Source organism: Thiovibrio sp. JS02 (assembly GCF_053485635.1).
In genome coordinates, this window is the sequence record NZ_CM130715.1 from 1846125 (window position 1) to 1869824 (window position 23700).

The 23700-nt window shown below is 58.9% G+C and carries 29 protein-coding genes; 12 read left to right on the forward strand and 17 right to left on the reverse strand.

Annotated features, from left to right (window positions below; translation table 11 throughout):
• Positions 1-8: 8 nt before the first annotated feature.
• The 11 genes from ACUUL3_RS08585 to ACUUL3_RS08635 form a co-directional block, all read right to left on the reverse strand.
• A complete protein-coding gene (locus ACUUL3_RS08585; protein WP_448550571.1) occupies positions 9-743 on the reverse strand; it encodes an OmpA family protein in 735 nt (244 codons plus the stop codon).
• 31 nt (positions 744-774) lie between these two features.
• Positions 775-1536: a MotA/TolQ/ExbB proton channel family protein gene (locus ACUUL3_RS08590; RefSeq protein WP_448550572.1), complete on the reverse strand. Its 762-nt coding sequence runs from the start codon at positions 1534-1536 to the stop codon at positions 775-777.
• A 199-nt stretch (positions 1537-1735) separates the two neighbouring features.
• Positions 1736-2578, reverse strand: a complete 843-nt coding sequence (gene panB, locus ACUUL3_RS08595; RefSeq protein WP_448550573.1) for a 3-methyl-2-oxobutanoate hydroxymethyltransferase — start codon at positions 2576-2578, stop codon at positions 1736-1738.
• A gap of 34 nt (positions 2579-2612) precedes the next feature.
• Complete coding sequence (ruvB, locus tag ACUUL3_RS08600) at positions 2613-3653, reverse strand: Holliday junction branch migration DNA helicase RuvB (protein ID WP_448550574.1); 1041 nt, start codon at positions 3651-3653, stop codon at positions 2613-2615.
• A complete protein-coding gene (gene ruvA, locus ACUUL3_RS08605) occupies positions 3650-4267 on the reverse strand; it encodes a Holliday junction branch migration protein RuvA (RefSeq protein WP_448550575.1) in 618 nt (205 codons plus the stop codon). Before ruvA ends, ruvB begins: the two co-directional genes overlap by 4 nt.
• 121 nt (positions 4268-4388) lie before the next feature.
• Positions 4389-4901, reverse strand: a complete 513-nt coding sequence (ruvC, locus tag ACUUL3_RS08610; RefSeq protein ID WP_448550576.1) for a crossover junction endodeoxyribonuclease RuvC — start codon at positions 4899-4901, stop codon at positions 4389-4391.
• Positions 4902-4904: 3 nt separating this feature from the next.
• A complete protein-coding gene (locus ACUUL3_RS08615) occupies positions 4905-5654 on the reverse strand; it encodes a YebC/PmpR family DNA-binding transcriptional regulator (RefSeq protein WP_448550577.1) in 750 nt (249 codons plus the stop codon).
• A gap of 67 nt (positions 5655-5721) precedes the next feature.
• Complete coding sequence (locus ACUUL3_RS08620; RefSeq protein ID WP_448550578.1) at positions 5722-6333, reverse strand: RlmE family RNA methyltransferase; 612 nt, start codon at positions 6331-6333, stop codon at positions 5722-5724.
• A 206-nt stretch (positions 6334-6539) separates the two neighbouring features.
• Positions 6540-7496, reverse strand: a complete 957-nt coding sequence (locus ACUUL3_RS08625) for a Gfo/Idh/MocA family protein (protein WP_448550579.1) — start codon at positions 7494-7496, stop codon at positions 6540-6542.
• 11 nt (positions 7497-7507) lie between these two features.
• Positions 7508-8395: a 16S rRNA (cytidine(1402)-2'-O)-methyltransferase gene (gene rsmI, locus ACUUL3_RS08630; RefSeq protein WP_448550580.1), complete on the reverse strand. Its 888-nt coding sequence runs from the start codon at positions 8393-8395 to the stop codon at positions 7508-7510.
• 5 nt (positions 8396-8400) lie between these two features.
• Positions 8401-9177: a sensor histidine kinase gene (locus ACUUL3_RS08635; RefSeq protein ID WP_448550581.1), complete on the reverse strand. Its 777-nt coding sequence runs from the start codon at positions 9175-9177 to the stop codon at positions 8401-8403.
• A 210-nt stretch (positions 9178-9387) separates the two neighbouring features.
• Between ACUUL3_RS08635 and ACUUL3_RS08640 the strand changes: the two genes are divergently transcribed.
• From ACUUL3_RS08640 to glgP, 12 genes are all read left to right on the forward strand, one after another.
• Positions 9388-10476, forward strand: a complete 1089-nt coding sequence (locus ACUUL3_RS08640; RefSeq protein WP_448550582.1) for a hypothetical protein — start codon at positions 9388-9390, stop codon at positions 10474-10476.
• A gap of 6 nt (positions 10477-10482) precedes the next feature.
• Positions 10483-10752, forward strand: a complete 270-nt coding sequence (locus ACUUL3_RS08645) for a hypothetical protein (RefSeq protein ID WP_448550583.1) — start codon at positions 10483-10485, stop codon at positions 10750-10752.
• 373 nt (positions 10753-11125) lie between these two features.
• Complete coding sequence (locus ACUUL3_RS08650; RefSeq protein ID WP_448550584.1) at positions 11126-12052, forward strand: DUF3494 domain-containing protein; 927 nt, start codon at positions 11126-11128, stop codon at positions 12050-12052.
• Between the two features lie 377 nt (positions 12053-12429).
• Positions 12430-12921 (forward strand): hypothetical protein, encoded by a 492-nt coding sequence (locus ACUUL3_RS08655; protein ID WP_448550585.1) that lies wholly within the window; start codon positions 12430-12432, stop codon positions 12919-12921.
• Positions 12922-12957: 36 nt separating this feature from the next.
• Complete coding sequence (locus tag ACUUL3_RS08660) at positions 12958-13185, forward strand: YMGG-like glycine zipper-containing protein (RefSeq protein WP_448550586.1); 228 nt, start codon at positions 12958-12960, stop codon at positions 13183-13185.
• Positions 13186-13234: 49 nt separating this feature from the next.
• Positions 13235-13546 (forward strand): BON domain-containing protein, encoded by a 312-nt coding sequence (locus ACUUL3_RS08665; RefSeq protein ID WP_448550587.1) that lies wholly within the window; start codon positions 13235-13237, stop codon positions 13544-13546.
• Positions 13547-13789: 243 nt separating this feature from the next.
• The gene (locus ACUUL3_RS08670) at positions 13790-14038 is read left to right on the forward strand and encodes a hypothetical protein (RefSeq protein WP_448550588.1); all 249 of its coding nucleotides are present in this window, start codon (positions 13790-13792) and stop codon (positions 14036-14038) included.
• A 23-nt stretch (positions 14039-14061) separates the two neighbouring features.
• Positions 14062-14211, forward strand: a complete 150-nt coding sequence (locus ACUUL3_RS08675) for a lmo0937 family membrane protein (protein WP_448550589.1) — start codon at positions 14062-14064, stop codon at positions 14209-14211.
• Between the two features lie 45 nt (positions 14212-14256).
• On the forward strand, positions 14257-14478 hold the full coding sequence (locus ACUUL3_RS08680) for a DUF3185 domain-containing protein (protein ID WP_448550590.1): 222 nt from the start codon (positions 14257-14259) through the stop codon (positions 14476-14478).
• An 18-nt stretch (positions 14479-14496) separates the two neighbouring features.
• The gene (locus ACUUL3_RS08685; protein WP_448550591.1) at positions 14497-14976 is read left to right on the forward strand and encodes a universal stress protein; all 480 of its coding nucleotides are present in this window, start codon (positions 14497-14499) and stop codon (positions 14974-14976) included.
• Positions 14977-15013: 37 nt separating this feature from the next.
• Positions 15014-16579 (forward strand): B12-binding domain-containing radical SAM protein, encoded by a 1566-nt coding sequence (locus tag ACUUL3_RS08690; RefSeq protein ID WP_448550592.1) that lies wholly within the window; start codon positions 15014-15016, stop codon positions 16577-16579.
• Positions 16580-16622: 43 nt separating this feature from the next.
• Entirely contained in the window at positions 16623-19103 is a 2481-nt protein-coding gene (glgP, locus tag ACUUL3_RS08695; protein WP_448550593.1) for an alpha-glucan family phosphorylase, read from the forward strand.
• A 210-nt stretch (positions 19104-19313) separates the two neighbouring features.
• Here the strand turns inward: glgP and ACUUL3_RS08700 are convergent, their stop codons facing one another.
• From ACUUL3_RS08700 to ACUUL3_RS08725, 6 genes are all read right to left on the reverse strand, one after another.
• Complete coding sequence (locus ACUUL3_RS08700; RefSeq protein ID WP_448550594.1) at positions 19314-19703, reverse strand: cytochrome c3 family protein; 390 nt, start codon at positions 19701-19703, stop codon at positions 19314-19316.
• 121 nt (positions 19704-19824) lie between these two features.
• Positions 19825-20874, reverse strand: a complete 1050-nt coding sequence (locus tag ACUUL3_RS08705) for a methyltransferase domain-containing protein (protein ID WP_448550595.1) — start codon at positions 20872-20874, stop codon at positions 19825-19827.
• A gap of 36 nt (positions 20875-20910) precedes the next feature.
• Positions 20911-21732, reverse strand: coding sequence for an MIP/aquaporin family protein (locus ACUUL3_RS08710; protein ID WP_448550596.1), 822 nt, complete (start codon positions 21730-21732; stop codon positions 20911-20913).
• 190 nt (positions 21733-21922) lie between these two features.
• Positions 21923-22705, reverse strand: a complete 783-nt coding sequence (locus tag ACUUL3_RS08715; RefSeq protein ID WP_448550597.1) for a rhodanese-like domain-containing protein — start codon at positions 22703-22705, stop codon at positions 21923-21925.
• A gap of 148 nt (positions 22706-22853) precedes the next feature.
• Positions 22854-23276, reverse strand: a complete 423-nt coding sequence (locus ACUUL3_RS08720; protein WP_448550598.1) for a rhodanese-like domain-containing protein — start codon at positions 23274-23276, stop codon at positions 22854-22856.
• A gap of 28 nt (positions 23277-23304) precedes the next feature.
• Positions 23305-23649: an IscA/HesB family protein gene (locus ACUUL3_RS08725; protein ID WP_448550599.1), complete on the reverse strand. Its 345-nt coding sequence runs from the start codon at positions 23647-23649 to the stop codon at positions 23305-23307.
• Positions 23650-23700 lie beyond the last annotated feature (51 nt).

Here is a 23700-nt window from a genome sequence, read left to right on the forward strand (position 1 = left end):
GCCGGAAGCTACTGCAGCTCTTCGATTCCGGAAAAGGCCTCGCCGCCCTTGGCGGGCTTGATGATGAACTCCACCCGCCGGTTTTTGGCCCGCCCTTCCTCGGTATTGTTGCTGATAATGGGCTTGCCGTCCGCATATCCCGTGGCGGAGAGCCGGCCGGCCGGGATCATGAACTTCTTCTGCCAGTATTCAACCACCGCCACCGCGCGGGCGGTGGACAATTCCCAGTTGTTGCGAAAGCCGGTTTCCTTGCGCAGCATGACATTGTCGGTGTGCCCATGCACGGCGACATCCGCCTCCGAGGTGGAGGCCACCTTGCCGATCTTGTCCAGGAGCGCGATAAATTGCGGCTTGAGCTCGGCCTTGCCGGAATCAAAGGCCAGGGGCTCCTTCACCCGGATGAGAATCCCTTCCTCGGTCTCCGCCGATTCCACCAGGCCGGACTGGGAAAACTCCTCGACAATCCTTTCCAGCTCCTGGCGGGGATCAAAGGGGACCGTCTCGAAGGAGGGCGAAAGCATCAGCTCGCCGCCGGCCGGGTCATAGACCTGCTTTGTCCGCTGGACGCCGAAGGCATCCTTCATGGCGCCGCTCATCTTGGCGAAACTCGGCTCATCCATGTGGGAAAAGGAAAGAAGAACAACGAAGAAACAGAGGAGCAGCGACATCATGTCGGCAAAGGTGCACATCCAGGCAGGCGCCGCCGCCGGGCATTTCTTCTCTTTCGGTTCGTCTTCCGCCATGACCTTTCTCCTTTCCTTCCCGGCTCAACCCTCAGCGGGCTTCCGCGGCCTTGCGATCCTTGGGCGGCAGAAAGGTTTCCAGGAACTCTTCCATGACCCTCGGGTTCAACCCCTTCAGGATACCGAGCACCCCTTCGATGATCAGTTTGCGGTTGCGCTCCTCCTCCTTGCAGCGCAGGCCGAGCTTATCCGCCAGGGGGATGAAGAAGAGGTTGGCCGCCACCGCGCCATAGAGGGTGGTGAGAAGGGCAACGGCCATGGCGGGTCCGACCGCCGAAGGGTCGCTCAGGTTGGCCAGCATCTGCACCAGGCCGACCAGGGTGCCGATCATGCCGAAGGCGGGTCCCGAATCGCCCATGCCCCTGAAAACCGATTGCCCCACCTCGTGCCGTTCCACGGTGAGGCTCACCTCCTTTTTCAGAACCTCTTCGATGAACTCCGCCTCATGGCCGTCCACGCAATACATGATCGCCTTTTTCAGAAAAGGATCGTTGATGGGCTGCTGTTCAAGGACGATGAGACCGTTTTTCCGGGCGATGTTGGCCAGATTGACGATCTCCTGAATAACCTCGGTGGGGACGCTCGCCTTGATGAAAAAGGCATTGAGCGCCACCTTGATGGAGTTGATGACATCGGCCATGCTGAAGCGGATAAAGGCGGTGGCGATGATGCCGCCCCCCACGATGAAAACGGAGGGAATGTCCACAAAGAGCAGGACGTTTCCCCCCAGAACAATGGCGGCGGCCAGGATTGCCGTGCCAAAGACCATACCGATCACTGTTGCTATATCCATCGTTTCTCAACCTTTCTTCTCTGCGCTTGACAGTCCGTTGGAAAAGCCGTCCCTGGCGTTTTCAACCGCCGGTTGGTCAAAGAAGGCTTTGACCAACCTCACGAATTTCCTGGCTCTTTCAGAGCCGCCAACATTCGGCGGCACCTCCCTGTGCCGCCAACAGTCCGCTGAAAAAACCGCGTAAGGTATCGTAATACTTTTACTCTTTTTTCAACAGCGATTCCACCGCAAGTTGCATGGTGAAGCAGTGCTCCGCATCGGGATAGACGCCTGCCTTGACCTCATCCCGGTAGGAGGCGACCGCCTCCTTGATCTGGGGGGCCAGCTTGGCATACCGCTTGACAAAGCTGGGCACGAATTTCTCATACATACCGAGCAGATCGTGGAGCACCAGCACCTGGCCGTCGCAGTGCGGACCCGCGCCGATACCGATGGTGGGGATACCGATGTTGGCGGTGATCGCCTCTGCCAGTTTGTCCGGAATACACTCAAGAACCAGGGCAAAGGCCCCGGCCGCCGCCAGGGCTGTCGCCTCGGCGAGCAGGCGCCTGGCGCTGGCGGCATCCTTTCCCTGCACCTTGTAGCCGCCGAGAGAACCGGCCGTCTGCGGGGTCAGGCCGATATGGCCCATCACCGGGATGCCCGCCCGCACCAGGGCGGAGACGGTGTCGCACACCTCCAGGCCCCCTTCGAGTTTCACGGCATCACAACCCGCCTCCTTGAGAAAACGACCGGCATTGGCAATGGCTTCCTTGACGCTGACCTGATAGGAGAGAAAGGGCAGGTCGCCCACCAGCACGGCCCGCTTCACGCCATGCTTCACGGCCCGGGCATGATGCAGCATCTCCGCCATGGTCACCGGCACGGTTGACTCGTAGCCGAGCAGCACCATCCCCAGGGAGTCGCCGACCAGAACCACTTCGATCCCGCTCTGGTCCAGCAGCCTGCCAAAGCTGGCGTCATAGGCGGTGAGCATGACGATCCGCTCGCCGCGGCCCTTCATCTCGACAATATCCCGTACGGTGAGTTTTCTTTCCGGCATATCGAGCCCCTCCCTTTCCTCTGGCCCGCCTCCCTCAAAAGGGAAGCATTCCCCCGTTCATCTCCGGGTCATTTTTTCTGGTAAAGGTCCGGCCGAAATGTTCATAGGCGGCCAGGGTCGCCATCCTGCCGCGCGGGGTCCGGATCAGATAGCCGCTCTGGATCAGAAACGGCTCGTAGACATCCTCCAGGGTGTTTTTTTCCTCGCAGGCCATGGTGGCCAGGGTTTCCAGGCCGATTGGGCCGCCCTGAAACTTATCGATGATGGTGAGCAGGATCCGCCTGTCCATCTCGTCGAGTCCTTCCTTGTCCACCCCCAGCATGTCGAGGGCCTGGTCCGCCACCTTGGCGGTGATGCGGCCCTGCCCCTTCACTTCGGCGAAATCGCGCAGGCGCTTGAGCAATCTGTTGGCAATCCTGGGCGTGCCCCGGGAACGGCTGCCGATCTGCAGGGCGCCGCCCTCGTCCACCGGCACGTTCAGCAGGCTGGCCGACCGTTTGACAATGGCCACCAGCTGCTCGGGGGTATAAAAATCAAGGCGCAGCACCATGCCGAATCTGTCCCGCAAGGGCGGGGTGAGAAGGCCGGTGCGGGTGGTGGCGCCGACCAGGGTGAAGCGCGGCAGATCCATCTTGACGCTGCGCGCGCCCGGCCCCTGACCGATGACCAGATCGAGCTGGTAATCTTCCATGGCCGGGTAGAGAATTTCTTCAACCACATGGTTGAGGCGGTGAATTTCGTCGATGAAGAGGACGTCGCCCTCCTGGAGGGAGGTGACAATGGCGGCCAGATCGCCGGGCCGCTCGATGACAGGACCTGAGGTCACCTTGATGTTGGCGCCCATCTCGTTGGCGATGACATAGGCAAGGGTGGTCTTGCCCAGGCCCGGAAAACCATGGAACAGAATATGATCGAGCGCCTCGCCCCTGGCCTTGGCGGCCTGGATGGCGATGGCCAGGTTCTCTTTGAGCTGTTCCTGGCCGATATACTGGGAAAGCAGCTTCGGGCGCAGATCGCCGTCCGGCTGCTCGTCAAGTCCGGCCTGGGGAGAGACCAACCGTTCTTCGCAATTCACACCAATGCCCTCAATGCCTGCCGGAGCAGTTCTTCAATGCGCATGGCGGCGAACACCTCCGCCTCCACCTGCTGCCGCACCGTCTGCAGGGCCTCTTTGGCCCTGGCCGGCGGATAGCCGAGATTGACCAGGGCGGAGATGGCGTCCTGAACCTGCTGCTCATCGGCTGGCGCCGCCTTGACCGGAGTCGGGCCCGCCAGGGCCGCCGGCAGGAAGTTGACCTTGTCCTTGAGCTCCAGACAGAGCCGTTCCGCGGTCTTTTTCCCGACCCCGGGAAGGCGGGTAAGCCGCGCCAGATCGTCGTGGAGAATGGCCTGGGCCATGTCGGCCGGCGAAATGCCGGAAAGAATGTTCATGGCCACCTTGGGGCCGATGCCGGAAACCGTGTCGAGCAGCTGGAACATCACCTTTTCCGCCTGATCGAGAAAACCGTACAGGTTGAAGGCATCTTCGCGCACCACCGTCTGGATGTAGAGGAAAATTTCATTTCCCTCCTCGGGCAGTCGCTGGTGCCCGGCCTGGGGAAAGAAGACTTCGTAGCCCACTCCGCCCACCTCGACGATCAGGGCGTCGGCAAGCTTTTTGAACAGCACTCCCCTCAGGCAGGCAATCATTGTTGATCTCGCAAATTCATTAAAAACACACCGGTCCGCAACAAAAAATTCAACGACCATTGCCGATCCCGTGGCCCATTATGAAGGGATTTTGGCGGGAAGAGAAGCAAAAAGCCCATCATTACAACAAATTATTATAATGATTGGCCCGACAGATGGCCACGGCCAGGGCATCGGCCGCATCCTGGCTGGGCGAGGCGGAAAGCTTGAGGAGGATGCGCACCATCTGCTGCACCTGCTCCTTGGGGGCCTGCCCGTAGCCGGCAACCGCCTGCTTCACCACCCGCGGGCTGAACTCGGCCACCGGCAGCTCCCCCTGCATGGCAGCCAGAATCAATACCCCCCGGGCATGGCCGAGCTTCAAGGCGGAGCGCGGATTGACCGCGGTGAAGATATCCTCCACCCCCACCAGCTGCGGGCGGTGCCGGGCGATCACCTCGCGGATCCCGTCGTAGATCTCCTTGAGCCGTTCCGGGAAGGGCGTTTTTTCCGAGGTCCGGATCACCCCGCAGGAAACAAAGGTGAGCGCGGCGCCCTGCTTGTCGATCACCCCGTAGCCCGTGGCCCGGGACCCGGGGTCGATCCCGAGTATCCGGACAACCTCACCGCCTGCCCTCCTCTTCCCGGTTGCCATGCCTTAGGAAATTTTCTCCATCAGGGCGTCGGGGATGTCGAAGTTGGCATGCACCTTCTGCACGTCGTCATTGTCTTCCAGGTTGTCGATGAGCTTCATCAGCTGGATGGCGGTCTTTTCGTCGGCGACCTCCACGGTGTTTTTCGGGATCATGGAGATGGAAGCCTCGACAAAGGTCACCCCGGCCTTTTCAAGAGCCTCCCGCACCCCGTTGAAATCGTCCGGCGCGGTCAGCACCTGAAACACCCCGTCTTCCTCCACCACGTCCTCCGCGCCGGCGTCCAGGGCGAGCTCCATGAGCTTGTCCTCGTCGATCACACCCTTTTCCACCAGCATGGAACCCTTTTTGTCGAACATGTAGGAGACGCAGCCGCTCTCCCCCATGTTGCCGCCGGACTTGCTGAAAAAGAAGCGGACCTCGCCCACGGTGCGATTCCGGTTATCGGTCATGCACTCGACCAGCATGGCCACCCCGCCTGGCCCGTAGCCCTCGTAGGTGATCTCCTCGTAGTTGACCCCATCCATGTCGCCGGTGCCCTTCTTGATGGCGCGTTCGATGTTGTCCTTGGGCATGTTCACCGCTCTTGCCGCGGCAATGCCGGCACGCAGACGGGGATTGGCCTCGGCGTCGCCTCCGCCCATGCGGGCGGCCACGGAAATTTCCTTGGCGAGCTTGGTGAATATCTTGCCGCGTTTGGCATCCTGGGCGCCCTTGCGATGTTTTGTATTAGCCCATTTTGAATGTCCAGCCATGGAGTACTCCTTGCAGATTAAAAATTAAAAATTAAAAATGCAAAATCGAGGGGCCATTCTGCATTTTTCATTCTTCATTCCACATTTTCTTCAACCCCAGGCCCAGCACGAACACCTCGCGGCTTTCACTTCTGGAGCTCTTGGGCTTCACTATTTTCGTGGTCTTGAAGTGCCTGCGCACCTCGTCGACAAACTCCTTGAAATCCTCGCCCTCGAAGACCTTGCAATAAAAGTTTCCGCTCTCCTTCAGCAGCTCCCCGGCCACCTCGAGAACCATCCGGGACAGGGCCAGGGACTGCTGCTGATCCGCCCACTTGTTGCCGGTGGTCCGCGGCGCCATGTCGCTGATGATCACGTCGTAGAGCGGGCAAAGTTCGCGGATCTTCACCCGCACCCCCTCCTCCATGACGTCGCCGTGCAGGAAGATGAATCTGGCGCTGTTGCCCTTGGTCCGGACCTGGCCGAAATTGAGATCAACGCCGACCACCAGCCCCTGGGGACCGACGACCTGGGCCGCATACATGGACCAGCTTCCGGGCTGGCAACCCAGATCAAGAACCTTGTCCCCCTTCTTGAGGAGGTGGTGCTTCAGCTGCGCCTCCTCAAGCTTGTATACCGAGCGGGCAGGGTAGCCGTCCTTCTTCGCCTTTTTGAAATAAAAATCCTGAACTTCCTTCACAGGCCCGCCGCAGGTTGGGGTGTCTGGAAATGCGGGCAGTCCGACACAGGATCAACACCACCCAAAAAGGTTAATATTTAGCCAATTTATCAAAAATTGACAAGAGGAATCCAAGCGGACAGTCGATGCGTTTCCAGGGCGCAGCGGCAAAGGCCAGATCGAGGCGCGGAAGCTCCACAGCGTGGCGTCAAGGCAACGCGGGAGCTTCAGGCAAGCGTTACCCAGCGATCCTCCCTGGCCGAGAGCAGGCAGGCATCGCAGATCCGCACCGCGGCAAGGCCGTCCTCGGCCGGGACCGGATTTGCCCTCCGGCCGTTCAGCCACGCCTGCCAGTCCAGAAGCAGGGGCAGAATCGCCGGCGCCGGCCCGGAATGAAGAAGGGGGACAATCTCCGCCCCTTTGACAAACTCGAGAAAGCCGTGCACCTGATCGCCCTGCAGCTGGCCTGCGTTGCCGACAAACTCGTAACGGCCGCAGCGGGCCGGGCCGATCTTGCTTGCGTCCACCGTGCCGAGCAGGCCGCCTTCCATCTCGACAAGCCCGACGAAGAGATCCTCAAGCCGGCTGGTATGACGATGGCCGACCAGGGCCCGCACCCGCCGCACCTCTTTGCCGGTGATGAATCGCAGGGCGTCAAAAAGATGGACCGCGGAGTGAAGGATGACCCCACCGCCAGCGACCTCGGGGAGATCGAGCCAGGAATGGACGTTCTGCTCAAGACGGTGGCAGGCGGAAAAATGGTGCAAGGCGCCGACCCGGCCCAGCTCGCGCCTGAGAGCCATGATTACCGGGTTGTAGCGCAGCGTCTGGCCCACGGTGAGGGGCAGGTTCGCTCTCTCGAAAAGCGAGACGATGCGCTCGGCGGTCACGCCATCCGTGGCCAGGGGTTTTTCGAGAAGAAGCGGTTTCCGGTGCGCCGCGCAGCTCTCGGCAATGGCAAGATGCAGATTCGGGGTGGTAACGGCGATCACCGCCTCAACCTCCGGACTCGCCACCAGATCCCGCCAATCGCGGTAATATGCCGCGGTCCAGGCCCTGGCCTGCTCCGCGCCCTCCTTGCCGCGCCTGCTGATGGCAACGAGCCGCAGTTCGGGCAGGTCCTCGATGATATGCCTGGCGTAACGCGCCCCATGCCGCCCGGTACCGATGATCCCTATCCGCATGGACACCCCTGCTATTTCTTCCAGACCGCCAGAGCCTTCCGGTAGACCTCCGAACGGGAGAGATTCAAGTCCCCGGCAAGGCGCTGCACCGCATCCTTCATGGACAGGCCCGACTCATTCCGGTACCAGGCGAGCAGCTCATCCAGGTTGCCGGTTTCCGGTCCGGGAGCCACTTGACCTCCTTCGAGCAGGACGACAAACTCGCCTTTGATCTCGCCGCGCCGGGCAAAGGTTACCTGCATGCTCTCCAGCGGGCCGCAGACAATCTCCTCATGGATCTTGGTGAGTTCCCGGCCCGCCACCCCGCCCCGGTTGCCCAGGGCGGCCAGGCAATCGGCCAGGGAGGCGACAATGCGCCGGGGCGACTCGTAAAAGACGATGGGATATGGCTCGTTGACCAGGGAACGCAGGAGCCGGCGCCGCTCCGAAGCCTTTGCCGGCAGAAAGCCCAGGAAAATGTGACCCGGCCCGGCAAAGCCGCAAATGCTGAGGCCGGCGGCCAGGGCCGATGCGCCGGGGACCGGCACCACATCAATGCCCCGGGCGTGGGCGCTCTTCACCAGGATGGAGCCCGGGTCGGAGATGCCGGGGGTGCCGGCGTCGGAAACCAGGGCCACCGACTTGCCGGCCGCAAGCTCGGTCATGATCTCCTGGGCCCGGGTCGCCTCTTTTTCCTTGTAGTAGCTGATGAGCGGGGTATGGATATCAAAATGGCTGAGCAGCTTCCGGGTGTGCCGGGTGTCTTCCGCGGCGATCAGATCCACCTCTTTGAGAATCCGCAGGGCCCTCAAGGTGATGTCTTCCAGATTGCCGATGGGGGTGGCCACCACAAAGAGGGTGCCCTGGCGAACGGGGACCTCTTCGGAAGGACAGCCCTCCTTTTTCCTGTTCCGGGTCATGCCGCTCACGCCTGGACCGGGAAAAGAAGCTGAAAGCGGGTGCGGCCGGGCCTGCTCTCGCAGGAGATGGCGCCCCCGCAGCGGCCGGCGAGTTTGGCGGCCAGATAGAGCCCCACGCCGAGATGGTCTTGCCTGGTCGTATAAAAGGGCTCATAGATCCGGGACAGGGCGGCGGGATCAATGCCGGGCCCGTTGTCCTCGATGCTTGCCGCAACCCCGTCGCCGGTCAGCCGCGATTCCACCACCACCCGGGCGTCATCCACCTCCCGCACCGCGTCCAGGGCGTTTTGCAGGATGAGGTGAAGGATCTGGTGCAGCTCAAGATGATGAGCGGCCAGAGCAGGAGGGTCCTCCGCCAGGAGGAGCTTCTTTTCCACCTTGTGTTTAAAGAAATTGTCCGCGCAGAGAAACTCCACCTCCGCTTCGAGCACCGTATTGATCGTATAGGGGCTTATCCCGGCAAGCCGGCTGAAGTCGGGAAGAATCAGGGTGCGATGCAGGAGCTTCTGGCTCTGCAGCACCTTCTCCTTCATCTGGGCAAGGGAGGAACTGCGGCGGCTGATCAGCTCAAGCAGGGCCGCCGTCTCCGGAGATGGCTGACTCTCCTGCATCTGCGCCAGCATGTCCAGGGCCTTGGCCACCATCATCTCAAAAAGCTCGGTCTGCAGGGAAAAGACCTGTACCATGCCGTTAAGATTGTGGATGATGCCGCGAAACATCCGGCCGATGGCCGCGTCCTGACTCTGGGCAAGATAGGCGTCCTCCCACTGTTCTGCCTGCATCGCTCACCTCCCGGCAGCGCCCGCTGCCCTGCTCGTCTTTCCCATTCCGGGAAGATTCCGGTCCGCCCCGGCTCCTTATAACTTACCCACAATTCCCAAAACATTCCAGGTGATTGTCCGGAAAACGCCGCGCCTTCGTCATGCGACCGGGGTGTGGACTGAGTGGGCGGCATGAGGTATCATGAGATGGTCAATCTTTCTCCATAACCAATGCGCAAAACGGCAAAGACGACCATGCTCCTCGATGTCCCCTTCCTGCCGGACCCGGCCTATGTGCGATTTCTCAACGCGCGGCGGCATACCCTTTATTCGGTGCACTTCAGCCTTTTTCTCCCGGAAATCCCCGACGGCCGCCACCGCCCACGGGAAGGTGCCGGCTTCCCAGAACTGGCCGCAGCCCTTAAGGAACTCAAAGGCCCGAAAAAATATGCCCTTCTGAACAGCCGCTTCCATCATCCCCGCCTCTATGGAGACAGGGAAATGTTGCGCACCCTTCTGATGAGCCTGGAAAGGCTCCTTGCAGACGGCAATCTCGACGGCATCACCATCGTGGATTTCTATCTGCTCCAGGCCCTTTCCGACCTTGCGCCGGAGGTGGCGGCCCAACTTGAAGCGGTGCCGGGCGTCAACTGCATGCTCGACGCCCTTGACCGGATTGTCTCCTGCTGCGATGCCATCGACCGCAGCCACTTCAAGCTGCCGACCAAGCTTAACCTGGACCGTTCCCTCAACCGACGGCCCGATGCACTCAAGGAGATGGCCAGCCAGTGCCGCCGACATTATCCAGGCATCAGGCTCACCCTGCTGGCCAACGAGGGCTGCCTTTGCCACTGCCCTTTCAAGTTCAGCCACGACGCCCAGATCGCCTTTGCCAACCTTGGCCTTGCCGCCAACGAAACCTTTGCCGCCAATCGCGACCTGGGCTGCATCCGGGTGCTTTCGGAAAGCCCGGAGCAACTCTTCAAATCCCCCTTTATCCGACCGGAGGACCAGAGTCAGTACGAGGGTGTGGTTGATGTGCTCAAGCTCTGCGGCCGCACCCTGGGGCCGGCCTTTCTCATGCGGGCCGTGGAAGCCTATGCCAATGGCTGTTATGACGGCAACCTTCTCGACCTCCTCGACACCCTGGAATGGCTGGCGCCCAAACTCTTTATCGACAACGCCGGGCTGCCGGCTGATTTCTTCCGGCGGCTCACAAACTGTGACAGGCAATGCGCGCGCTGCGATTACTGCAAGCAACTCCTCAGCAGGCACAGCAGAAAACTGCCCCCGTCCCTGCCCGACTTCCGACAAAGGTGAGAACAAGTGGAACTCATCCAACTCCTGATCAAGCCGATCATCTTCCTGATAATTCTCACGCTCGTCTATTATTGCTGCATACGGCCCATGAGAAAGATCCTGAGCCCGCCGCTGCCACGCAAATCGCAACCGGCAGCCAAAGCCGCCGACGAAGAAGACCCGCTCCTTACCCCGAAAAGGATGAGTGATCGGGAACGGATCAACCGCCTGGCGCAGAGCGACCCGGAACGGGCCAAGGAGCTGATCAGAAAGTGGCTCAAGGAAAATGGCCGCTAGGATAAATCCGACCACGGCGGAAAGACGTCATTGCCGCCAACGGCACGACCTGTTCCGGAAGCTCCCTCCCAACCCTGCTCAGTTCCGCTTATCCCCAGAAAATCATATCGGATTTACGGAAAACCGGACTGCCCAAAGCGATCCTGCTTTGCCATTTCCTGACATATTATATACAATTCCGGCTAGTTGCCGCCCCGCCCCACGGACGGCACAAAAATTGCCTAATTTCAACCCATCAGAGAACAACCTCACGAGAGCAACACCCTGAAAAAAGTGCTGCTCTCGTGAGCCTCATTATTTTACCTTTTACTTTTTGCCGGAGGTGCACGAAAACGCCTGAAAAACCAAAACATAACAAAAAAAAGGAGCAGAGATGGGAAATTTCACTCAGCATATTCTGCATATAAGGTTTGCCCCCCCCCCAGCCTTTAAGTTGAAGATTCATTGCTTGATTTTATGTGGAGTAGCGGCACTTCTCGCGCTTCCCACCCCGTCACTGGCCACGCCAATACTTGGTTCGGCGCAGAGCTTCGCAATCCTGGGTCACGAAACCGTTACCAATGCCCATAGCGACCCGAATCCACCCACGCAAATCTACGGAAATTTAGGGGTGACCCCAGGAACCTCCGTCACCGGTTTTTATCCTGACGGGACCGTGAGTGGAGGAACGATACACGCCAACGACGGGGTCGCCCAACTTGCTCTGGCGGATGCGACGAGTGCGTACAATACCCTGGCAGCCTTACCGTTCGTTTACGACTATACCGGTGTTGTCCTCGGGTCGGCCGGCTACACCACGCTCACACCGGGTGTCTATCATTTTGACACCTCGGCTCAGTTGACAGGAGCACTCACTCTCGATTTCCAAGGGGACCCGGATGCGGACTTCATTTTCCAGATTGGGAGTACGCTCACGGCCGCAAGCAGTTCTTCCGTAAACGTCATTAACGGGAATTCACTGAGTGGGGTGTATTGGCAGGTCGGAAGTTCCGCAACTCTGGGTACCGACACTACTTTCGCAGGCAATATTCTCGCCCTTGCCAGCATCAGCCTCGATCCTCGCGCAGAGATTCTGTGCGGGAGAGCCTTCGCCCTCACCGGGGCAGTGACCTTGGTAGACAATCTCATTTCAAACGACAACACCGCCGAGGACTTCGGCAGCGGCCGCTCCGACTTCGGCAGCTATGGCTTCAGTGGCGGCGGAAGCGCGGAGCCGGTTCCCGAGCCTGCCACCATGCTCCTTTTCGGCTCTGGACTGGCGGGCCTGGTCGGCACCAGAATGAAAAAAAAGACAAAATAATCCCGACCCGTAAAGGCAGAGCATCCTGAGCCTGCATTTTTCAATATCACTCTACGGCATAACCCAACAATCCCGCGAGAGCAGACACGTTATGCTCGGAAAGATTCTGCTCATCACCGTGATTCTGATGCGGTTGGGCGTAATACCCACCTGCCCACAGCCGGACCTGGGGGTACCGGGCCGAGCGGCGGACTAGGCCTGATCATGCTCCTGCAGCCCCTGATCATCATGCTGCTCTTGGGCAGGATATGGGGCGGATGCTGATCGGGCCATGAAAACGCCGCATCGAAACGCCAAAAAAAGATTAGGAGCACACCGCTGCGTGGGCAGGCAACAGTTCGGAACTTAACGGATTCTGAATCAAGGAGGGGATTACCATGGAAAAACTGAAAGTGGGAGGCATTTGTGTTGTAGTAGTTCTCATGCTTGGAGTCATGGTGCCCGCGTTTACTCCTGGGCGGGCCGCGGCTGCTGAACAAAGTCGCGAGCAGAATGCCGAGCGAAAAGCCGACCAGAAGGCCCTTCAAGAGGGATTGCAGGAATCCCTGGGGATGCCGGTTCTCAAAGGCGATGTCTGGCAAAAGATGATGCATGACTCCAAGGTGGCTTTTGTCTGGGGGTTTGGCCATGTTGTTTCAATTGAACAGCACCTGATGGAGAAATTTCCTGAGCTCAAGAGGGATGGTTTTGTTGCAAAAGTCGTTGAAGGAATGGCTGACATACCCATGGAGAAAGTCATTGCCCAAGTGGATGATTACTACGGTGCTCATCCCGACAAGATAGATACCCCTGTCACGAATGTGATCTGGGATTTAATAATCAAGCCAAATATAAAAACAGGCATCGCTGGCCGCCCACTCCGGAAGTAATACGAAAATCATGATAACCGAACAAGGAGAGATGAGATGAAACGCATCGCTTTCGCTTTTATTGTTCTTGTCATTGTCCCGACCATCGGCTGTTCCGGGATGACCACCACCGAGCAAAAAACTCTGAGTGGGGCGGGAATTGGCGCTGGCGGTGGAGCTGTACTCGGTGCCGTCACCGGGGGAAGTCCCGTGGTCGGAGCCGTAGTCGGTGGCGGCATAGGCGCGGTGACCGGCTACATTCTTGGAGAAAGTGAACACCAGTAACCCATGATTTCATGGCAAAATCAAAACTTCACACACCAGGAGGAAGATTATGAAACTGATCAATCTGTTCGCGGAATTTTTCCTCGTCGTGCTGCTGGTCGCCCTGCTGGGATGCGCCTCGACGGCAAAACAGGAGGGAACCGGAGAGTATATCGACGACGCCGTCATCACCACCAAGGTGAAGGCGGAAATTTTCAATGACGCCTCCCTGAAATCAAGCGAGATCAACGTCGAAACATTCAAGGGAGTGGTTCAGCTGAGCGGCTTCGTCAGTTCGCAGGCAGCCATTGACAGAGCGGTCACACTGGCGCGCGGAGTCAAGGGGGTGACCGCGGTCAAGAACGACATGCGCGTCAAGTAGAAGCGGGAACGTTCAGCTCTTTATTCAGTGGAGACAGGCCATGCGGAAAATTCGCCGACGGTCAAGGGATCTGAGAATTCATTGAAATTGCCCATGGCGGAAGAGGGTCCCATGCCTATTATCTGTTGCGTTAACCATGCTCATGGCCATATGGTGGCGAGGGCCAATGGTCCTATCGCCTGGGAGGAAGTCAAAACCCACTTGCTTGTCGAACGCCTTCACGGTGGTTTGAGCTACCCCGAGTTGATCGACGCACGCGCCGCGACCCCGAACTGGTCCTCGGCCGAAGCCCGCGAGATCGTCAAACTGCTTACCACCTTCGGTCGCGAATCCAAGCTCGGCCCCACGGCGGTGGTGATCTCCGGCGACCTGGCCTTTGGCATGCTGCGCATGCTTGAGATCATGCTCGAAGACGTGTGCATCGTCAGGCCGTTTCACGATTACGACGCAGCAGAGCAATGGTTCAAAAACCCGAAAGAGACTGTCACCTGACAGACCAACAAAAGGAGGCTCATATGTTGTGGACGATTGCCGTGATAATGATAATTCTGTGGGCGCTGGGGCTGGTCAGTAATTACACGATGGGAGGATTCATACATATCCTGCTGGTCCTTGCCATCATTGTGGTGCTGCTCAACCTCATTCAGGGGCGACGTCGCCTGTAGCCTGCGGGAAGGGTATCTGTTCAACCCGGCTGATAAAGGAGCGAAATGAAACCATACACGTTGGTGGCCGTCATTCTCATCGCAACGGGGATCATAGCCTTTGCCTATCAAGGGATCACCTACACGACAAAAGAGAAGGTCGTCGATATCGGCCCTCTCCAGATGACTGCCGAGAGGACGAGAACCCTGCCTCTGCCTCCGGTCGTGGGAGCCGTCACGCTTGTGGGCGGCATTCTTTTGTTGGTCCTGGGAAGAAAAAAAGGGTGATCAAAACCGGGAGGTCTCATGAACGAATACAAACGTATCCTTGTGGTCAGCAGAATGATCCAGTCATCCCGAAAAGTCATTCAATACGGGGTTTCTCTCGCCCGGAAATATAAAGCCGATCTCTATGTCATTCATTCCATTTACAATCCCTTCGGCCTCAGAGGCTGGAGCATGGGAACCCTCTCCCTTGAAAAAGAGTATGAAAAAATTCTCGCGGATGCCAGACGGAAGCTGTCCGAGCTTGTCGAAGCCGAGAAAACCAGGGGCATGTCCATAAAGGAAATGGTTCGGGCGGGAGAGCCCACCGAAGAAATCCTGAAAACCATTGAGGAAGAAAAAATCGATCTCCTGGTTCTGCTTGCCCATCAGGAAGGGCGTCTGGAAGACCTCTTTTTCGAACGCAGCAACGATGAGCTGGTCAGAAAAATGCCTTGCTCCATCATGCTGGTGAAACAGGAAGCCGGGGAGTCCGGCCAGGAGGAGAATGACGAGGAGTGATTGCCTGAACCGTGCTTTGGGCTTGAGGAGAGCCGTCATGAATATTTTGCTTGTTTATCCCGAATATCCGGACACATTCTGGAGCTTCAAGCATGCGCTCAAGTTCATTGCCAAAAAAGCCGCTTTCCCGCCCCTCGGCTTGTTGACCGTAGCAGCCATGCTTCCGAGCGACTGGCGGAAAAAACTGGTGGACCTCAATATTGAGCCGTTGACGGATGCGCAACTGGCCTGGGCGGATCTGGTCTTTCTCAGCGCCATGCTCGTCCAGAAAGAAAGCGTGCGCCAGATCTGCCAGCGGTGCAAGGCCCACGGCAAAACGATCGTTGCCGGCGGACCGGTTTTCACAACCCAACATGAACAATTCGAGGATGTGGACCATTTTGTCCTGAACGAGGCGGAAACAACCCTGCCTCTTTTCCTCGATGATCTGGCGGCCGGTCGGCCTAAACCGCTTTATGCATCCGATGAACGGCCCGATATCACCAAAACGCCGGTTCCTCTCTGGTCGCTGATTGACAGCCGAAATTATGCGACCATGGCAATCCAGTACTCGCGGGGGTGCCCGTTCAACTGCGAGTTCTGCGACATCATCATTATGAACGGCAGGATCCCGCGAGTAAAATCGCCGGCACAGATGGAAAGGGAATTTCAGGCCCTGTTTGATGCCGGCTGGCGAAAATCGGTCTTCATCGTCGATGACAATTTTATCGGCAACACCCGGGAAGTAAAGCAGCTCCTCCCCTCCTTGATCGAATGGCAGCGAAAACATCGGTTTCCCTTCACCCTCCTCACCGAAGTCAGCGTCAACCTGGCGCGGGACAAGGAATTGATGCAATTGATGAGCGCTGCCAATTTCTTCAAGGTCTTTCTCGGTCTTGAGACGCCAAACCATGACAGCCTGCTGGAATGCGACAAAAAACAAAATGCCTCCGCCAGTCTGGTCGAGGTCGTGGATACGATTCACCGGCACGGCATGCAGGTCATGGGCGGCTTCATTGTCGGTTTTGACCATGACCCGGAGGACATCTTCGACATACAGGTTCGTTTTATCCAGCAGATCGGGGTGGTCACGGCCATGGTGGGCATATTGACCGCTCTGCCGCAGACGCGCCTCTGGCACCGGCTGATGGCCGAAGGGAGGCTGCTCAGTGATGCCACGGGGGAAAACACGGATGGGCAGCTGAATTTCAAACCCAAAATGGCAAAGGAGAAACTCATTGCCGGGTATCAACAGCTCCTCACCACACTGTATTCACCTAAACACTACTACCAGAGGATAAACACCTTTCTCCGCAGCTACACGCCCACCGCCAGAACCAGGGTAAGCAAGGAAGACCTGCTCGCCTTCTTGAGAGCCGCCTGGTGGCTCGGCATAGTTTCCCAAACCCGGTTTCGCTATTGGCGATTGATTGCGAAAACCTTTTTCCTGAAACGCAGAGCCCTGCCCATTGCAGTGGAACTCGCCATCCACGGTTTTCACTTTGAAAAAGTGCGGGAACGGGTTTGCCGGCCCTGGAGCGTCACCCCGGCTCACGGGCGGGCATATCCTCCGACCGACGGCGGCGGGCAAAACGAACCGAAGAATTTGCCGAAAACATTGTAATATGAATCCGGACCGATACCTTCCCCGCTCTTTACCGGCACCGTTGAAAGGCTTGACGGATCTGGCCCTGGACCTGCGCTGGAACTGGAATCACAGCGCCGATAAACTCTGGCAGGCGGTCGACCGGGAACTCTGGGAAGCCTCCGGCGATCCCTGGCTGATTCTGGAGAGTATTTCCCGAAAACGGCTGGAATCGCTTGCCGTTGATGCCGATTTCCTTACTGAATTACAGTTTCAGCTCGCGCATCGAAAATCCTACCTGAGCAAATCGACCTGGTTTGCAAGGGAATATGGAAACGACAAGCTGGGGAAAGTGGCCTATTTCAGCCTGGAATTCGGCTTGACCGAGGCGCTGCCGATTTATTCCGGTGGCTTGGGCGTTCTCGCCGGCGATTTCTTAAAGACAGCCAGTGACCTTGGCATCCCCCTGCTGGGCATAGGGCTCATGTATCAACAGGGTTATTTCCGCCAGACCTTCGACACCAACGGTGACCAACTGGCGTTTTTCCCATACAACAATCCCACCATGCTGCCGGTGCTCCCTTTGCGCGATGCCGAGGGAGAATGGCTGCGGGTCAACGTGGAATTGCCGGGCCGCACCCTGCGGTTACGCAGTTGGCAGGCGCAGGTCGGCCGCATCCCGCTGTATTTGCTTGACAGCAACGACCTGCTCAATTCTCCGGCCGACCGAGGCATTACCGGAGAACTCTATGGAGGCGGAATGGAGATGCGCCTGCAGCAGGAGATGGTGCTCGGCATCGGGGGCTGGCGCCTGCTGGAAGCATTACATATCGAGCATCCCGTCTGCCACCTCAACGAAGGGCATGCCGCCTTTGCCGTCTTGGAACGTGCCCGCGCCGCCATGGACCGTGACGGACAATCCTTCCACACGGCCCTGCGCTGTTCCCGGGCCGGCAATGTCTTTACCACCCACACGCCGGTGGAAGCGGGATTTGATCGGTTTCCGCCAAAACTCATGGCGCAGTATTTCTCTCATTATGCCGACCGCCTGGGTATTTCCCTGGCTGCCCTGCTCGCTCTTGGCCGCGCCGAGGTCGGCAATGCGCTTGAATCCTTCAACATGGCCTATCTGGCGCTTAACGGCTGCGGCGGAGTGAACGGAGTCAGCCGTCTGCACGGAAAGGTGAGCCGGAGGATCTTTCGGCCCCTGTTTCCCCGCTGGCCGGAAGGTGAAATTCCCATCGGCCATGTCACCAATGGCGTGCATGTGCCATCCTGGGATTCGGCGGCCGCCGATGCCCTGTGGACGAAATTATGCGGAAAGGATCGCTGGATGGGCAGCCTTGCGGATACCGAACACGCCTGTCAAAAAGTCGCCGACGAGAAATTATGGGAAATGCGAAGTCAGGCGCGGCTCCCGCTCATCAAGGCAATACGCCGACGCCTGGCCCGCCAGCGAGCTGCCTGCGGCAACCATGCGGGTGTTGGGCAGTGCGAGCAGATACTCGACCCCAATGCCTTGACCATTTGCTTCGCCCGCCGTTTTGCCAGCTACAAACGCCCCGCCCTGTTGCTTGCCGATCCGGAAAGGCTCGTGCGCCTGCTGACCGATGTCCATCGGCCAGTGCAACTTATCATTGCCGGCAAGGCGCATCCCCAGGACGAAGAAGGGAGGCATCTCATCCGCCGGTGGAATGATTTTCTAAGCCGGCCTGAAGTGCAGGGCCATGTCGTTTTTATTGAAGACTACAATATGGCGGTGGCTGCCGAACTGGTTCAAGGCGCGGACCTTTGGTTGAACACGCCGCGCCGTTCCTGGGAGGCAAGCGGCACCAGCGGCATGAAGATCCTGGTCAACGGCGGTTTGAACCTTTCCGAGCTGGACGGCTGGTGGCCTGAAGCCTATCGCCCGGAGGTGGGATGGGCGATTGGGTCTGATGATGAGCATGAAGACCGTTCCTCCGTGGACAGCGCGGAAGCGGAAGCGCTGTATACCATACTGGAACAGGATGTCATCCCGGCTTTCTACAACCGTGATGAACGCGGCATCCCAACGGCCTGGGTAGCTCGGATGCGGGAAAGCATGGCCCGGCTGACGAGCAGATTCTCAGGCAACCGCATGGCCCGGGAATATCTTGATGACTACTACCTGCCGGCCAGCGCCAACTTTGGGCGGCGGACCACAAACAATTCCAGCCTGGCGGTTGGCCTGGAAAGGTGGCACAATGCCCTGGCAAAACATTGGCCGCAGGTGCGTTTTGGCCAGAAAAAGACCCACGAGTCGGCAGGGGATATCTTCTTGCGCGTCGAGGTTTACCTCCCCGGCCTGGGACCGGAAACGGTCCAGGTCGAACTGTATGCCGAGCCCCGCGAAAAGGGCAAGGAGCCGGAACGTATCAGCATGACCCGTGGCGACAAACTCACGGGCGCTGAAGACGGCTACCTGTATCAGGCGGCCTTGCCTGCCGGCAGGCCGGCGGCTGATTATACGCCGCGGGTAATCCCCTGCCACCCGGAAGCCTTGATCCCCCTGGAGGCCAACTTTATTCTCTGGTATTCATAAAGATCGCAATCGACAATGATCATCGCCGGATTCCGGAAACAGCAGGTCCCGTTCCCCCACACGGCCAAACACGGCCATCCGCACAAAAAAAATCAGGCCCGCACTGGGAAATATCATCTGCCGGGTCAACGGGTCACGAGGCCGCTTCTCCATCGCGGGCAGAACTACCTTTTCAAATCAAGCACAAAGGAGAACAGGAAATAGGGCAGGCTAACGCTTCTTGGGCCGCAGCATCTGGGGGCTGGTATCGGACCCGTGCGGGGCGTGGCAGGTAAGGCACTTGCTTTCGACCTGGGCCTGGGTATGCTGGGTGCCGGTGCCCCTGGCGTGGCAGGTGAGGCAGATGTCCTTGCTTTTCAGGGTGAACTTGCCGCCCTTATTCGCGCTGCAGGCCGGGCCGGCCGGCAGATGACACATCTCGCAGCCGTTGGCGCCGGCCATTTCCGCGGCCACCGGACCGTGCAGGTAGCGCACCCCGGCAAGCCGCTCATGGCAGGCGCCGTTCAGGCACCCCTTGGCCGAGGCCTCCGGAGCAGGGACGAAAAGAGAACAGGCCAGCAGGAAAATGCAAACGGCAACAGAGAAAAAGCGAACACGCATCAGAAACACTTCTGGTTATTTTTTGCAGGGAAAATCTTAACCACCGGTTAGGTGCTAACCTAGCCCATGGCCCCCCGGAAAGGCAACGAAAAAATGGCAGCGGCCAAATCAGTTGTAGCTGCTAACAGCCGCAAGCTGATCCGCCGCCTTCGGGAGCCGGAGGCGAGCAGTCAAAGGGGCCGAAATGGGTACTCCGGTCGCCTGATATGCGGAAGTGCCTGCCGAACCGGGTCTCCTCCAGCATGGCCGCGGTATTGCCGCAGACCAGCATGGGCTTGCCGGTGATGAGGCGATGGTGGGCGTCCAGATCCCAGGCGTGCGGGTGACCGGGGACGGTGCCGAGGTAGACGGCGCTCTGGCCGTAATCCTCGCAGATGTCCTCCAAGCAGGCGAGCTTGAAGGCACGGACCGTCATGGAATAAAAATCGACCATGCCGACCTTGTCCTCGACGGCGGGATTGTCGAGGGCCACTTTTCTTTTGACCATGAGCCGATAATCCGGGCAGCCGAGTTCCCTGAGCAGCCTGCGAAAATCTTCGATATACAGGGCGCCGGCCAGGCATTCGCCGTGAAGAACCGGATCGTTTTCAAAATGCGCCGGCACCCGCCGTCCGGCGAAGATGTCGGCGAAATGAAGCTCGCCGCCGGGCTTCAATACCCGGAAAATTTCCGCAAACACGGCCCGCTTGTCCGGAGAAAGGTTGATCACGCAATTTGAGACCACCACATCCACGGAATTGTCGGCAATTCCCAAGGCGGCAAGATCCTCCATATACCCTTGCCGGAACTCCACGTTGGCCTTTGCATAACCGAAGGCCTGCATCTGGCCGGCCACATGGCTGCGGGCCACGGCAAGCTGCTCCTCGGTCATGTCCACACCGATCACCCGACCACCCTCCCCCACCAGGCGGGAAAGCAGAAAGGCATCCCTTCCTGCCCCGCAGCCAAGATCGAGCACCGTGCAGCCTTCCAGGCAATCGGGGATGGGCGAGCCGCAGCCGTAAGAGCGGTTCAGAATCTCCGGAGAGATGGTGCGGAGAATGTTCTTCATCCCGGCGGAAAGCGGCTCGCCGTCGCAGCAACAGGCCTTGGTTTTCAGATCCTTAGAGCTTTTCAGGATCCTGCCGTAATACTCCTTCAACTGTTCCTGGCTCTCGGGCGTGGATTGCATGGTTGATACTCCTTTATGCTTCTTCCCGTGCCGGGCTTAACGACAGCCGCAGCCGGCTTGATTCTTCTTATGCATCAGCGGTTGAATGAGAATGGTAAAAAAAAGCGCGGCCAGGGAGCCGCCAGCAAGGGGCCCCAGCACATAAACGGTGAAAAAGCCGTAACCGCTATCTGGCATGGCCGCCCGGCCCCAACCGGCCAAATAGGCGAAAAGGCGGGGGGAAAGATCCCGGGCCGGGTTGAGCCCTGCCTGGGTCAACGGCGCCACGATGCAGATGATCACGGTCACGGTGAGGCCGATGAAGAGGGGGGCGATGGCATCGTCCGGACGGCCGACGTTGCAACCCTCGGTCAGAGAAAAGATGCAAAAAACCAGAATGAACGTACCAGTTGCCTCGGCGCCAAAGGCATTCCACGCGCTGACCATGGCCGCGTCCCCAGCCCCCGGATTGGGGTAGAACTCGCCGAAGAGCATGGCGGTCTTCACCGATTCCGGGGCACCGCGCACGATGCCGTGGAGCTGTTCATAGGCCGCGATGGAAGGGCCGAACAGGAGATAGAGCAGGCCGGCGGCCAGAAAGGCGCCGCCGAACTGGCCGAGCAGATAGGTCGGGAGCTTGGCCGGGGTCATCCGGCGGCCGAGGACCATGGCGAGGCTCACCGCCGGATTGAGATGCGCGCAGGAAAGATGGCGGGTGGCATAAATCGCCAGGGTAACGCCGATGCCCCAGATGGCCGCCACCTGAAAAAGCCCGCCATGGGCGCCAAAGAGCACCGTGGCCGTCACCGAGCCGCAGCCGAAAAAAACCAGCAAAAAGCTGCCGATGGCCTCACCGGCAAACCCATGCAATCGACTCATGACACATTCCCCTTATGGATAAACTATTTCCCGTTCTTCAAACAAAAGCATACCCTGTTGCCCTTTGCCGGGCATGTAAAAACAGACCACTCAGGAATGGTGCGCTCCGGACGCATGAAGCGCCGCCCCCATCCCGGGATAGGCGTTGATCTCAAAATCCGCTCTGCTCATGAGTGTCTCTCCTGGGTCATTATCTGGAGGCTGCGGGAGTGGTCACCGTCTTTTCCACCACCAGCCCGGCCTCCTTCCAATCGGCGAAAATGGCCTGGCTGATCTTTTCGTAGCCAAGTTTCTGCAATTTGCGGTAGGCGTTGTAGCTGCGGCCGCCGGAGTTGCAGTAGACGATTATTCTTTTCTCCTTGTCGAGAACACCGGATTGGGTGGCAAACGAGGCCACCGGGATATTGACGGCGCCCGGTATGTGCCCTTCCCTGAATTCTTCCGGATCCCGGACATCCACCACAGTGATGTTGCCGCCGCCTGCGATCAGGGCGTCCAACTCCGCCGACGGGATCTTCGTCGTCTCGATGCGCTTTTCGTAATCCGGGCCGGCGTAGATCGGCAGCCCCTTCTCTTCCCAGACCGGCATCCCCTCGGCATAGACCATGACCTTCGCGTAGCCAAGCGCCAGGGCCTTGACCGCCGCCTTCTTGCTTTTGCCGCACTTGACGCCGTTGCAGTAGAAGACCAGCGTTGCCGATTTGTCGGCCGGCAGCAGGCCGGCGTACTCGACGAATTTTTTCTCCGGAATGTTGATCGCGCCCTTGATGTGCACTTCCTGATATTCCTCCGGATTCCTGGCATCGATCACCGTGACCGTCGTGTTTGCGTCCAGCATTTTCTTCAGGCCTTGGGTGTCGATGACGGCATGGCCGTCCCTGTCCGGAGGGGAGGCGACCGCTGAGCCGGCGAAAACCGGCGGCGCGAGGATATTCACGACAAAGAACAGCAGCAGAACGAATTGTTTTCTCATGTTTTTTCCTTTTTGTTCCAGGTTGCAGGTTGCGGTTTCCGCCGCTGCCCGCCGAGCCGGGAATACCCGACTTGGCGGGCGCAACGGCCGGCCCGGCATTCATGCGTGGTTCAAATCAGCGCTGAGGAATAACCGCCGCGTGGCCGGTTCAGTTGTCGGCTTGCAGTTTGTCGGGATGCGGCCACTTCTCCACTCCGCCCTTGAGGATGAAGAGCTTTTCCTCCGGCACGCCCTGACTTTTCAGGTAGGAATAGCAGCGCTTGGCGCCGCCGCCGCCCCGGGGGCAGACCACCACCACCGCATCACCGCTCTTCTTGCAGGCATCCACCGCCGCGTCGAGTCGCTTGCGCTCGGCCTCGGTTTCCACCGGATAGGCGTTGGTTTCGATGGAGCCGGGGAAATGGTGGGCGGCGAACTCCTTCTCGATCTGGATGTCAACAATGACCATGGGCTTTTTCGCCTCAAGCCATTGCTTGAACTGCTCCGGCTCCAGGTAGTTGAAACGCTCAAAAATTGCCGCCACATTGAGAAGACAGAAAAGGGGAAGAACGAGTGCGAACAGTTTTTTCATTGGAACTCTCCTTGGGTGCTTGATGGTATCAACCGCAGCTGCCGGAGGCGCAGGAACCGCCGCAACCGCCGCCAGCCAGCTTCTTTTCCGAAGTGACGGAAAAGCCGCCCCCGCCGCCGCATCCGCAGCCAGAGGTCTGCTTGACGAAATCCACCGTGATCCTGCCGGTGCTTTCAAAAATCCGGTCGGAAACCAGGAAGGTGATGCCGCCTTCCTCGAACACCTTGTCCGTTTCCTTTTTCTCGTCCAGGGCAAGACCCAACCCCACGCCCGCGCAGCTGTTCTGCATGGTGACCCGGATGGCCGAGTCGAGATTGTTCTTGGCCAGATAATCCTTGAGATTGACGACCGCTGATTCCGTTACGGTAAACATGGTTTTCCTCCTTTTTCTTCGTCTTGGGCGTCCGCGCCCGCTTATTCATTG